General features: G+C 63.8%; 19 protein-coding genes. All 19 read left to right on the plus strand.

The genetic code is table 11. The annotated features are described in order from the left end of the window. Positions 1-35 precede the first annotated feature (35 nt). Positions 36-1,229, plus strand: coding sequence for an elongation factor Tu (tuf, locus tag ACTJKY_RS06380; RefSeq protein WP_141988651.1), 1,194 nt, complete (start codon positions 36-38; stop codon positions 1,227-1,229). A 267-nt stretch (positions 1,230-1,496) separates the two neighbouring features. Next, positions 1,497-1,808: a 30S ribosomal protein S10 gene (gene rpsJ / locus ACTJKY_RS06385; RefSeq protein WP_010545719.1), complete on the plus strand. Its 312-nt coding sequence runs from the start codon at positions 1,497-1,499 to the stop codon at positions 1,806-1,808. Between the two features lie 365 nt (positions 1,809-2,173). Next, entirely contained in the window at positions 2,174-2,923 is a 750-nt protein-coding gene (gene rplC / locus ACTJKY_RS06390; protein WP_121074307.1) for a 50S ribosomal protein L3, read from the plus strand. Then, entirely contained in the window at positions 2,924-3,550 is a 627-nt protein-coding gene (gene rplD / locus ACTJKY_RS06395) for a 50S ribosomal protein L4 (RefSeq protein ID WP_093294271.1), read from the plus strand. Then, positions 3,543-3,854 carry a 50S ribosomal protein L23 gene (locus ACTJKY_RS06400; RefSeq protein ID WP_010545722.1) on the plus strand — a complete coding sequence of 104 codons (312 nt, stop codon included), beginning with the start codon at positions 3,543-3,545 and terminating at the stop codon, positions 3,852-3,854. The genes rplD and ACTJKY_RS06400 overlap by 8 nt, the downstream gene beginning before the upstream one ends. A gap of 4 nt (positions 3,855-3,858) precedes the next feature. Beyond that, on the plus strand, positions 3,859-4,710 hold the full coding sequence (rplB, locus tag ACTJKY_RS06405; RefSeq protein ID WP_264607825.1) for a 50S ribosomal protein L2: 852 nt from the start codon (positions 3,859-3,861) through the stop codon (positions 4,708-4,710). 3 nt (positions 4,711-4,713) lie between these two features. Beyond that, positions 4,714-4,992 (plus strand): 30S ribosomal protein S19, encoded by a 279-nt coding sequence (gene rpsS / locus ACTJKY_RS06410; RefSeq protein WP_264607826.1) that lies wholly within the window; start codon positions 4,714-4,716, stop codon positions 4,990-4,992. Beyond that, a complete protein-coding gene (gene rplV / locus ACTJKY_RS06415; protein ID WP_010545725.1) occupies positions 4,992-5,369 on the plus strand; it encodes a 50S ribosomal protein L22 in 378 nt (125 codons plus the stop codon). The genes rpsS and rplV overlap by 1 nt, the downstream gene beginning before the upstream one ends. Then, positions 5,369-6,079 (plus strand): 30S ribosomal protein S3, encoded by a 711-nt coding sequence (gene rpsC / locus ACTJKY_RS06420; RefSeq protein WP_093294268.1) that lies wholly within the window; start codon positions 5,369-5,371, stop codon positions 6,077-6,079. Before rplV ends, rpsC begins: the two co-directional genes overlap by 1 nt. A gap of 16 nt (positions 6,080-6,095) precedes the next feature. Next, positions 6,096-6,527, plus strand: coding sequence for a 50S ribosomal protein L16 (rplP, locus tag ACTJKY_RS06425; RefSeq protein WP_010545727.1), 432 nt, complete (start codon positions 6,096-6,098; stop codon positions 6,525-6,527). A 5-nt stretch (positions 6,528-6,532) separates the two neighbouring features. Continuing rightward, positions 6,533-6,736: a 50S ribosomal protein L29 gene (rpmC, locus tag ACTJKY_RS06430; RefSeq protein WP_010545728.1), complete on the plus strand. Its 204-nt coding sequence runs from the start codon at positions 6,533-6,535 to the stop codon at positions 6,734-6,736. 13 nt (positions 6,737-6,749) lie between these two features. Beyond that, the gene (gene rpsQ, locus ACTJKY_RS06435; protein ID WP_064313337.1) at positions 6,750-7,016 is read left to right on the plus strand and encodes a 30S ribosomal protein S17; all 267 of its coding nucleotides are present in this window, start codon (positions 6,750-6,752) and stop codon (positions 7,014-7,016) included. 142 nt (positions 7,017-7,158) lie between these two features. Further along, the gene (gene rplN / locus ACTJKY_RS06440) at positions 7,159-7,527 is read left to right on the plus strand and encodes a 50S ribosomal protein L14 (RefSeq protein ID WP_010545730.1); all 369 of its coding nucleotides are present in this window, start codon (positions 7,159-7,161) and stop codon (positions 7,525-7,527) included. After that, a complete protein-coding gene (gene rplX / locus ACTJKY_RS06445) occupies positions 7,527-7,844 on the plus strand; it encodes a 50S ribosomal protein L24 (protein WP_141988654.1) in 318 nt (105 codons plus the stop codon). The genes rplN and rplX overlap by 1 nt, the downstream gene beginning before the upstream one ends. After that, positions 7,837-8,418, plus strand: a complete 582-nt coding sequence (gene rplE / locus ACTJKY_RS06450; protein ID WP_440844908.1) for a 50S ribosomal protein L5 — start codon at positions 7,837-7,839, stop codon at positions 8,416-8,418. Before rplX ends, rplE begins: the two co-directional genes overlap by 8 nt. 19 nt (positions 8,419-8,437) lie before the next feature. Further along, on the plus strand, positions 8,438-8,743 hold the full coding sequence (gene rpsN / locus ACTJKY_RS06455; protein WP_010545733.1) for a 30S ribosomal protein S14: 306 nt from the start codon (positions 8,438-8,440) through the stop codon (positions 8,741-8,743). A gap of 12 nt (positions 8,744-8,755) precedes the next feature. Beyond that, the gene (rpsH, locus tag ACTJKY_RS06460; protein ID WP_010545734.1) at positions 8,756-9,151 is read left to right on the plus strand and encodes a 30S ribosomal protein S8; all 396 of its coding nucleotides are present in this window, start codon (positions 8,756-8,758) and stop codon (positions 9,149-9,151) included. Then, positions 9,151-9,684, plus strand: coding sequence for a 50S ribosomal protein L6 (gene rplF, locus ACTJKY_RS06465; RefSeq protein WP_141988656.1), 534 nt, complete (start codon positions 9,151-9,153; stop codon positions 9,682-9,684). Before rpsH ends, rplF begins: the two co-directional genes overlap by 1 nt. Continuing rightward, entirely contained in the window at positions 9,684-10,043 is a 360-nt protein-coding gene (gene rplR / locus ACTJKY_RS06470) for a 50S ribosomal protein L18 (protein WP_174539078.1), read from the plus strand. Before rplF ends, rplR begins: the two co-directional genes overlap by 1 nt. Position 10,044: the final 1 nt, after the last annotated feature.

Here is a 10,044-nt window from a genome sequence, read left to right on the forward strand (position 1 = left end):
CGGCACGGGAAATTGAATCAGAAGGTAGGAAGACAATGGCGAAGGCAAAGTTCGATCGGAGCAAACCGCACCTCAACATCGGCACCATCGGTCACGTCGACCATGGCAAGACGTCGCTGACGGCTGCGATCACGAAGATCCTGGCGGAGAACGTTGCGGGCAACGCAGCGGTCGATTTCGCGAATATCGACAAGGCTCCGGAAGAGCGCGAGCGCGGCATCACCATCTCGACCGCGCACGTCGAGTATGAGACGAACAGCCGTCACTACGCGCACGTCGATTGCCCGGGTCACGCCGACTACGTGAAGAACATGATCACCGGCGCAGCGCAGATGGACGGCGCGATCCTGGTGGTGGCAGCGACCGACGGTCCGATGCCGCAGACCAAGGAGCACATCCTGCTCGCCCGTCAGGTCGGCGTGCCGACCATGGTCGTGTTCCTCAACAAGGTCGACCTGGTTGACGACGAGGAAATCCTCGAGCTCGTCGAGATGGAAATCCGCGAAGAGCTGTCGCGTCGTGAGTTCGACGGCGACAACATTCCGATCATCCGTGGTTCGGCTACCGCCGCGCTCTCGGGTTCGGACGACAAGCTCGGCAAGGAAGCGATCCTGGCCCTCATGGCAGCAGTCGACGAGTCGATCCCGCAGCCGGAGCGTCCGCTCGACAAGCCGTTCATGATGCCGATCGAAGACGTGTTCTCGATCTCGGGTCGCGGCACCGTGGTGACCGGCCGCGTCGAAACCGGCATCATCAAGGTTGGTGAAGAAGTCGAGATCGTCGGCATTCACGACACCCGCAAGACCACCGTCACGGGCGTCGAAATGTTCCGCAAGCTGCTCGACCAGGGCCAGGCCGGCGACAACGTCGGTGCGCTGCTGCGCGGCGTCGCTCGCGACGAAGTGGAGCGTGGTCAGGTTCTGGCGAAGCCGGGCTCGATCAAGCCGCACACCGAGTTCAAGTCGGAAGTGTACGTCCTGTCGAAGGACGAGGGTGGCCGTCACACGCCGTTCTTCGCGAACTATCGTCCGCAGTTCTACTTCCGTACCACGGACGTGACCGGCACCGTCGAGCTGCCCGAGGGCACCGAGATGGTGATGCCGGGCGACAACATCGCCCTGGGCATCAAGCTGATCGCTCCGATCGCTATGGACGTCGGCCAGCGCTTCACCATCCGTGAGGGCGGTCGTACCGTCGGCGCGGGCGTGGTTGCCTCGATCGACAAGTAAGCATTTGCCGGCCTTGGCCGGCAGGTGATGAAAAAAGGTTCCGCCCGGCACTCAAAAATGAGTGCCGGGCGGTTGCCTTTTTATGGAAGGGTCGTTATTGGCGCGCCCTTCGGTTTTAGAGTTCAACAGCAAGAGGCGGCCATCCAGCCGCCGTTCCGGATCAACCGGCGCCTCCCACATCGCTCTCGCAGCGGACGGGGCAGGGGTCGGGGCTTTCTCCGGAGTGGCATCGGGTGCGTTGCCCCGCTCTTTCGCATCGGTAGGACCATGGAAACGCAGAATATCCGCATTCGCCTCAAGGCGTTCGATCACCGCGTGCTCGATCAGGCTGCCGGCGACATTGCCGACACCGCCCGCCGTACCGGCGCGCTCATCCGTGGCCCCATCCCGCTCCCGACTCACATCGACAAGTTCACGGTCAACCGTGGCCCGCACATCGATAAGAAGTCGCGCGAGCAGTTCGAGACCCGCACCTACAAGCGCATGCTCGACATCGTTCAGCCGACCCCGCAGACCGTGGACGCGCTCATGAAGCTCGACCTCGCCGCCGGCGTCGACGTCGAAATCAAGCTGGCCTGAGCCGGCTTCAGCCCCCGCGCTTCGCGGGGGCTTTTGGCGTTCACCCTTTAATGCGGTGGACATGGAAGCGTAGCTGACGTAAAGGCGCCGCTTCCTCGAGATTCGCGGCTCCGCATGCGGAGTCGTCATCCTCCTCGACCGGATCGTTCCCCGATCCAACGCAAGGAGTGGCGGGCCGACCAGGCTCGCAGCGACAAGGGATACCGCCGGCGGCTTTCGAGTGGCCGGGCCTGCGTCCCCCGTCTCTTCCATCGCAAGATGGAGGTTCAGCCCGGACGGGGGCTTCGCAGTAAAACAATTCAGGGTTGAACACGCACCCGCGGGAATGGTCCCGGGGGTGCCTCTGTAATAGGAGCAACAGGCCGATGCGCACTGGCGTTATCGCGAAGAAGATGGGGATGACCCGCCTGTTCCAGGACGACGGCCGGCACGTGCCGGTGACCGTTCTGGCACTGGAAGGCGTCCAGGTGGTGGCACAGCGCACCACCGACAAGGATGGCTATGTGGCCGTTCAGGTCGGCGCCGGTACGGCGAAGGCTAAGAACGTCGCCAAGCCGCAGCGCGGCCACTTCGGCAAGGCCGAAGTCGAGCCGAAGGCGATCCTCTGCGAATTCCGCGTCGAGGAAGATGGTCTGCTGGACGTGGGCGCCGAAATCTCGGCCGACCATTTCGTCGCAGGCCAGCTGGTCGACGTGTCGGGCCGTACCCAGGGTAAGGGTTTTGCCGGCGCCATGAAGCGTTGGGGCTTCGGCGGTCTGCGCGCCACCCACGGCGTTTCCGTCTCGCACCGTTCGCACGGTTCGACCGGTAACCGCCAGGATCCGGGTCGCGTCTTCAAGAACAAGAAGATGGCCGGTCACATGGGCGACCGCAATCGCACCCAGCAGAATCTGGAAGTGGTCGGCACCGACGCCGAGCGCGGCCTGATCTTCGTCAAGGGTTCGGTTCCGGGCTCGAAGGGTGGCTGGCTGATCGTGAAGGACGCCGTCAAGGTCGCCCGTCACGCCGAAGCGCCGTACCCCGCCGGTCTGAAGACCGTCGCGAACAGCAACGAGGCTCCCGCCGAAGCGCCCGCAGTGGCGGCTCCGGAAGCCACCGAAGGCCAGGAGGGCTAAGTGAAGGTCAAGGTTCAAACCCTCGACGCCGCCGAGAAGGGCGATATCGAGCTCAACGACGAGATCTTCGGTCTCGATCCGCGCGCCGACATCCTGCACCGCGTCGTCACCTGGCAGCTCGAGAAGCGTCGCGGCACCGCCCGTGGCACCCGCGAGCGTTCGGACGTTGCGCGTACGGGCAAGAAGTGGGGCCGCCAGAAGGGCGGTGGTACCGCTCGTCACGGCGATCGCCGCGCGCCGGTGTTCATCGGCGGTGGTAAGGCGCACGGCGCCCGCGTTCGCGACTTCAATCCGTCGCTGAACAAGAAGATCCGCACGCTGGGCCTGAAGATGGCGCTGTCGAGCCACGCCAAGGCTGGTTCGCTGATCGTCATGGACAGCCTGGTCGTCGAGAACGGCAAGACCAAGGTGCTCGTGGGCAACCTGGAAAAGCTGGGCTTCGGCAAGAAGGCGCTGGTGATCGATGGCGATACCGTCGAGACCACGTTCGCGCTGGCGGCAGGCAACCTGCACCAGGTCAACGTGCTGCCGGCGATCGGTGCCAACGTCTACGACATCCTGAAGAGCGACACGCTGGTCCTGACCCGCGCTGCCGTCGAGAAGCTGGAGGCGCGCTTCAATGGCTAAGCAGTCCAAGCCGGTCGACATCCGTCACTACGACGTGGTGCTCGCCCCGCACATCACCGAAAAGTCGACGCTCGTCTCCGAGGCGAACGCCGTGGTCTTCAAGGTCGCCAACGACGCGACCAAGCCGGAGATCAAGGCTGCCGTCGAGGCGCTGTTCAACGTCAAGGTCACCGGCGTGAACACCCTCGTCCAGAAGGGCAAGACCAAGAAGTGGAAGGGCGCGCCCTACCGCCGTTCGGACTTTAAGAAAGCGGTCGTGACGCTCGCCCAGGGCGAACAGATCGACGTGACCACGGGGATCTGAGACCATGGCGCTCAAGAACTATAATCCGACGTCGCCGGGCGTCCGCGGGCTGATCCTGATCGACCGCTCGCAGCTCTTCAAGGGTCGCCCCGTCAAGGCGCTGACCGAAGGCAAGACCAAGACCGGCGGCCGCAACAACAAGGGCCATGTCACTTCGCGTGGCATCGGCGGCGGTCACAAGCAGCGCTATCGCATCGTCGATTTCAAGCGCCGCCTGTGGGACGTCGAAGGCACCGTCGAGCGGATCGAGTATGACCCGAACCGCACCGCCTTCATCGCGCTGATCAACTACGGCGCCGACGAAGCCGGCAAGGATCGCGTTGCCTACATCATCGCGCCACAGCGTCTCGCTGTCGGCGACAAGGTGATCGCAGGCAAGAAGACCGACGTGAAGCCGGGCAACGCCATGGAGCTGGGCCAGATCCCGGTCGGCACCATCGTCCACAATGTGGAGATGAAGCCGGGCAAGGGCGGTCAGATCGCCCGCTCTGCCGGTGCCTACGTCCAGGTCGTCGGTCGTGACCGTGGCATGGTGATCGTGCGTCTGAGCTCGGGTGAGCAGCGCTACATCCACGCCGCCTGCATGGCGACGGTGGGTGCGGTGTCGAACCCCGACAACCAGAACCAGAACTTCGGTAAGGCCGGTCGTAGCCGCTGGCAGGGTTCGCGTCCGCTTACCCGCGGTGTCGCGAAGAACCCGGTCGACCACCCGCATGGCGGTGGTGAAGGCCGTACCTCGGGCGGCCGTCACCCGGTCACCCCGTGGGGCAAGCCGACCAAGGGTGCGCGCACCCGCCACAACAAGGCGACGGACAAGATGATCATCCGTTCGCGTCACGCGAAGAAGAAGGGCTGATAGATGGCTCGCTCCGTATGGAAGGGTCCGTTCGTGGACCTGCATCTGCTCAAGAAGGCAGAAACCGCTCAGGACGCCGGCACCCGCGCTGGTCCGATCAAGACCTGGTCGCGTCGTTCGACGATCCTGCCGCAGTTCGTTGGTCTGACGTTTAACGTCTACAACGGCCGCAAGTTCGTCCCGGTCTCGGTCAACGAGGACATGGTCGGCATGAAGCTCGGCGAGTTCGCGCCGACCCGTTTCTTCCCCGGCCACGCCGCGGACAAGAAGGGTAAGCGCTAATGAGCAAGCAGGCAGCCCCCCGCAAGGTCGGCGACAAGGAAGCCCTTGCCGTCGCCACCCAGATCCGTGGCTCGGCGCAGAAGCTGAACCTGGTCGCTGGCCTCATCCGTGGCCGCACCGCGGCTGAAGCGATGAACATCCTCGCCTTCTCCAAGAAGGCGATGGCGGTCGACGCGCGCAAGGTTCTGGCCTCGGCCATCGCCAATGCCGAGAACAACCACAACCTCGACGTCGACGCGCTCGTCGTCGCCGAGGCGTCGGTCGGCAAGTCGATCACGATGAAGCGCTTCGCGACGCGCGGCCGTGGCAAGTCCACCCGCATCCTGAAGCCGTTCAGCCGTCTGCGCATCGTCGTGCGCGAGCAGGAAGAAGCATAATGGGTCAGAAGAGCAATCCCATCGGTCTGCGCCTGCAGATCAACCGCACCTGGGACAGCCGCTGGTTCGCGGAAGGCGCCGATTACGGTCGGCTCCTTCTCGAGGACCTCAAGATCCGCAAGTTCATCGTCAAGACGCTGCCCCAGGCCGCGATCTCGAAGGTGGTCATCGAGCGTCCGGCCAAGCTGTGCCGCATCTCGATCTTCGCGGCACGCCCCGGCGTGATCATCGGCAAGAAGGGCGCGGACATCGAGAAGCTTCGCAAGAAGCTGGGCGAGATGACCTCGTCGGACGTGTCGCTGAACATCGTCGAGATCCGTAAGCCGGAAGTCGATGCGAAGCTCGTCGCGCAGGGCGTGGCGGACCAGCTGGAGCGCCGTATCGCGTTCCGTCGTGCGATGAAGCGCGCGGTGCAGTCGGCACTCCGTCTCGGCGCCGAAGGCATTCGTATCACCTGCGCCGGCCGTCTGGGTGGCGCGGAAATCGCCCGCACCGAATGGTATCGCGAAGGCCGCGTTCCGCTGCACACGCTGCGCGCGAACGTCGACTATGCCGAGGCCGAAGCCCACACCGCCTATGGCGTGTGCGGCGTGAAGGTCTGGATCTTCAAGGGCGAAATCCTCGGTCATGATCCGATGGCGCAGGACCGGCTGAACCTCGAGGCACAGACCTCGGGCGTGCGCCCGTCGCGCGACGATCATCGCCGCTAAGGACTAGGACAGAACAATGCTGCAACCGAAGCGCACCAAGTTCCGTAAGGCCTTCAAGGGCCGTATCCATGGCGAAGCCAAGGGTGGTACGGCGCTCAACTTCGGCTCCTATGGCCTGAAGGCGATGGAGCCCGAGCGGATCACCGCGCGCCAGATCGAGGCGGCTCGCCGCGCGATCACGCGTCACATCAAGCGTCAGGGTCGTCTCTGGATCCGCATCTTCCCGGATGTTCCGGTTTCGTCGAAGCCCGCCGAAGTCCGCATGGGCTCGGGTAAGGGTTCGCCGGAGTTCTGGGTCGCCCGCGTCAAGCCGGGCCGCATCCTGTTCGAGCTGGACGGCGTTCCCGGCCCGCTCGCAGCGGAAGCGTTCGAGCGCGCTGCGATGAAGCTGCCGATCAAGACCAAGGTCGTCGCTCGCCTCGGCGACACGACGCACCTGGAGGGCTGATAGAAATGACCAAGGCAACCGACTTTCGGGCCAACACCGACGACCAGCTCGCCGAGCAGCTGGGCAACCTGAAGCGCGAGCAGTTCAACCTGCGCTTCCAGGCTGCCACCAGCCAGCTCGAGAAGCCGACCCGCGTGCGGGAAGTGCGTCGCGACATCGCCCGTATCAAGACGCTGCAGAACGAGCGCTCGCGCTCGACTGCCAAGTAAGAGGACCGAGACCATGCCGAAGCGCGTGCTGACCGGAAATGTCGTCTCGGACAAGGGCGACAAGACCGTGGTGGTTCTGGTGGAGCGTAAGGTGAAGCACCCGCTCTACGGGAAGATCATCCGCCGCTCGAAGAAGTACCACGCCCATGACGAGGCGAATGAGTACAAGGCCGGCGAGACCGTGCGCATCGAAGAGACTGCGCCGATCTCCAAGCTGAAGACCTGGAAGGTGATCGGGCGGGTTGATACCCACGCGACGCCGAACACGGTCGACGCATAATCGTCATCTCCGCTCTTGCGGAGAACTCAAGTTGCGGTCATAGGCCGCCGCTTTGGTGCCCCGGCCGTGAGGCCGGGGTGACGCATTAGAAACGGAACCACCGGGCTCGTCCCGGCAGGCCAAACGAGAAGGAACCGGATCGATGATCCAGATGCAGTCCAATCTCGACGTCGCTGACAACAGCGGCGCGAAGCGGGTGCAGTGCATCAAGGTGCTGGGCGGGTCGAAGCGTCGCTTCGCCGGCGTGGGCGACGTCATTGTCGTCAGCATCAAGGAAGCCGCCCCCCGCGGCAAGGTTAAGAAGGGCGACGTCCACCGCGCGGTTATCGTCCGCACGGCGAAGGACATCCGCCGCACCGACGGCTCGGTGATCCGTTTCGACGGTAACGCAGCCGTGCTGGTCAACAAGAACGAGGAGCCGATCGGCACCCGTATCTTTGGCCCGGTGGTCCGCGAGCTCCGCTCGAAGGGCTTCATGAAGATCATTTCGCTCGCCCCCGAGGTGCTGTGATGGCTGCTGCCAAGATCAAGAAGGGCGACAAGGTCGTGATCCTGTCCGGCAAGGACAAGGGCAAGACCGGTGAAGTCGTCAAGTCGCTGCCGAAGGACGACAAGGTCGTCGTTTCCGGCGTGAACATCGCCGTGCGCCACAAGAAGCCGACCCAAGGCGAGCCCCAGGGTGGCCTGGTGCGCATCGAAGCGCCGCTGCATGTCTCGAAGGTCGCGCACGTGACTGCCGACGGCAAGGCAACGCGCGTCCGCTTCGAAACCCGCGACGGCAAGAAGGTTCGCGTCGCCGTCAAGACCGGGGAGGTCATCAATGGCTGATACCTACGTGCCCCGCCTGCGTAAGCTCTATGACGAGCAGATCGTAAAGGCGATGACCGAGAAGTTCGGCTACAAGAACGTCATGGAAATTCCGCGCATCGAAAAGATCGTGCTGAACATGGGCGTTGGCGAAGCCACCCAGGACAAGAAGAAGGTCGAGCAGGCCGCTTCTGAAATGGAACTGATCGCCGGCCAGAAGCCGGTCGTGACCAAGGCGAAGAAGTCGATCGCGCAGTTCAAGCTGCGTGAGGGCATGCCGATCGGTGCGAAGGTTACCCTTCGTCGTGAGCGCATGTACGAGTTCCTCGATCGTTTCATCACGATCGCACTCCCGCGCGTCCGCGATTTTCGCGGCCTGAACCCGAAGTCGTTCGACGGTCGTGGCAACTATGCCTGCGGCCTGAAGGAACAGCTCGTGTTCCCCGAAATCAACTATGACCGCATCGACAAGGTGCGCGGCATGGACGTGATCGTTACCACTTCCGCCAAGACGGATGACGAGGCTCGCGAGCTTCTCCGTCTCTTCGGTTTCCCGTTCCCGCAGGCGGACGGCGAAACGAAGCAGGCGGCGTAAGGAAGGAAGAACTTAAGTCATGGCGAAACTGAGTTCGATCAACAAGAACGAGCGTCGCAAGCAGCTGGTGAAGAAGTACGCCGGCAAGTACGCGAAGCTCAAGGCGATTGCGAACGACGAAAGCCTGGATGAGACCGAGCGTCTCATCGCACGGCTCAAGATGGCCGAGATTCCCCGCAACGGGAACCCGACCCGCATTCGCAACCGGTGTGAGCTGACGGGTCGTCCCCGCGCTTATTACCGCAAGTTCCGTCTCGCACGTGTCATGCTGCGCGATCTGGCCAACAAGGGCCTGATCCCGGGTGTCACGAAGTCGAGCTGGTAAAGGACACGCAAGATGGCAGTGACCGATCCCCTGGGTGACATGCTCACCCGCATCCGCAACGGTCAGCGCGCGCGCAAGGACTCTGTCCTCACGCCGGCGTCGAAGTTGCGTGTCCGTGTCCTCGACGTGCTTCAGCGCGAGGGCTATATCCGTGGCTACAGCGAAGAGCAGATGGGCCCCGCGGCCGGCATCCGCATCGAGCTGAAGTATTTCGAGGGTCAGCCGGCGATCAAGCACGTCGCGCGCATCTCGAAGCCGGGCCGCCGTGTCTATTCGGGTTCGCAGGAGCTTCCGCGCGTCCGTAACGGTCTCGGCATCACGATCGTCTCGACGCCTCGCGGCGTTCTGTCCGACGCCGAAGCGCGCGAACAGAATGTCGGCGGCGAAGTGCTCGCGGAGGTGTTCTGATGAGCCGCATCGGTAAGAAGCCGGTTCCCGTCCCCGCGGGCGTGACCGCGCAGGTCGAAGGCGGGCAGATCTCGGTGAAGGGTCCCAAGGGGACCCTCACCATGCCGCTCGCGGACGACATCAAGTACGAAGTGACCGACGGCGGCATCTCGGTGCAGCCGGCGAACGAGACCAAGCGCGCACGTGCCTTCTGGGGCATGCAGCGTACCCTGGTGCAGAACCTCGTCACCGGCGTGACCACCGGCTTCACCAAGAAGCTGCTGATCACCGGCGTGGGCTACCGCGCTGCTTCGCAGGGCAAGGTCCTGAAGCTGCAGCTCGGCTATTCGCACGACGTCAACTTCGACATCCCGGAAGGGATCGAGATCAAGACGCCGGATCAGACCACGGTCGAGATCTCGGGCATCGACAAGCAGAAGGTCGGCCAGGTGGCCGCGGAAATCCGCCGTTGGCGCAAGCCGGAGCCCTATAAGGGCAAGGGCATCAAGTACGATGGCGAATTCATCTTCCGCAAGGAAGGGAAGAAGAAGTGATCAGCACCAAGGGTCTTTCGCTTTTCGAAAAGCGTCGTCGCCGCAACCGTACCGCGCTTCGTGCGCGGGCCGGTGGCCGTCCTCGTCTGTCGATCCATCGCTCGGGCAAGCACATCTATGCCCAGGTGATCGACGACGCCGCAGGTCGCACCGTCGCCTCGGCTTCCACGCTCGAGAAGGACGTGCGTGGCCAGACCGGCGCCACGATCGCCGCGGCACAGGAAGTGGGCAAGCGCGTTGCCGAGGCCGCCAAGGCCGCAGGCATCACCCAGGTCGTCTTCGACCGCGGTGGCTTCCTCTACCATGGTCGCGTCAAGGCGCTGGCGGATGCCGCGCGTGAGAGCGGATTGGAGTTCTAAC

Source organism: Sphingomonas sp. 22176 (assembly GCF_052045505.1).
Taxonomy (GTDB): Bacteria; Pseudomonadota; Alphaproteobacteria; order Sphingomonadales; family Sphingomonadaceae; genus Sphingomonas.